Annotated in this window: 2 protein-coding genes; both read left to right on the top strand. The window is 34.3% G+C overall.

Features of this window, described 5'->3' with window-relative positions:
• The first annotated feature begins 414 nt into the window (after positions 1-414).
• Complete coding sequence (gene rd / locus LI112_RS17760; protein WP_020993356.1) at positions 415-579, top strand: rubredoxin; 165 nt, start codon at positions 415-417, stop codon at positions 577-579.
• Positions 580-655: 76 nt separating this feature from the next.
• The gene (locus LI112_RS17755) at positions 656-1,090 is read left to right on the top strand and encodes a bacteriohemerythrin (protein WP_055057009.1); all 435 of its coding nucleotides are present in this window, start codon (positions 656-658) and stop codon (positions 1,088-1,090) included.
• The last annotated feature ends 184 nt before the right edge of the window (positions 1,091-1,274 follow it).

Here is a 1,274-nt window from a genome sequence, read left to right as displayed (position 1 = left end):
TGAATGGTGCTGTTTGGGCATTTGATTATGATAAGATGTTCTGTGTATTGATGGAAAATGAAATTTGCCGAAAGGTGTGTGAAAAGAATAAATATAACAGTTGGATGAATCTGATTGGACAGTATTGTGTTTCAAGGACTTAAAGACGAAAAAAGTTGTTGGAGAGAAATAATTTCCAGCAACTCTGTCTTTAATGAATAGAGTTCATTTTTTTATTCAACTATTCCCATGATATATACAATATGTAAATTTGCAATTCAAATATCAGTTTATGCTAAGTATAATAATAATTACTATTATTGACAAGAGAAATAATTATCATGTATAATACAGATATACAAGAAACAAAGTGTTAGAAAAATTGCTAGGAACTTGGTAACAAAAATAAAGCGACATTGAAAAGGGAAAATGACTATGATAAAATATGAATGTGAACCATGTGGATATATTTATGATCCGGCAGTAGGAGATCCAGACGCTGGTATCGATCCAGAAACTGCATTTGAGGATATTCCAGATGACTGGACATGCCCAATCTGTGGATTAGGAAAAGATGTTTTCGTTCCTGTAGAAGACTAAGCAGAAAATGCAGGTACGAAACTGTCAGACATTAAAAGATCCTAAGAGAACATATAAAAGAAATGGAGGTCAAATTATGACTTACGATTTAAACATTACCTTTGATGACAATTTAGTAACAGGAAATGAAACAATTGATACCCAGCATAAAGAATTGATCGACCGTATCCAGAACTTTGTAACTGCCTGTCAAAATGGCGACAGCAAAGTAAAAGCAATCAAAATGCTGGATTATCTGGATGAATATACTGACTTTCATTTCAAAGAAGAGGAAAAGCTTCAGGAAAAATCCGGTTATCCAGAGCGTGAAAACCATCATGAAAAACATGAAGAGTTTAAAAAGACAATTCAGGAACTGCATGAATACCTTCAGGAGTATGAAGGACCAACAGATCAGTTCAGTGAACTTGTACAGAAAAATGTAATCGACTGGCTGTTTGGACACATTAAAACATACGACCGCTCTGTGGCAAAATTTATCTTTATGAAACAAAATCCAGATCGATGCTAAAATAAACCAGGGAATGAGTTCACTCAGAATGTAGACAACATGATGAAGTAAACTAGGGGCTGTCACAATGCAGTCCCTTTCCTGTTATAGCGATATTCTAGGTAATATATTGCGCTGGCATGACATATTATTTTACTACTACTATATGGGAAGAGCAAGCAGCTCTTCTTTTTTGTTGTCCTTT

The organism is Blautia sp. 210820-DFI.6.14 (genome assembly GCF_020558815.1).
Classification (GTDB): Bacteria; Bacillota; Clostridia; order Lachnospirales; family Lachnospiraceae; genus Blautia_A; species Blautia_A obeum.
The sequence above is the reverse complement of the archived record's forward strand: the minus strand, read 5'-3'. Positions and strand labels throughout refer to the sequence as shown.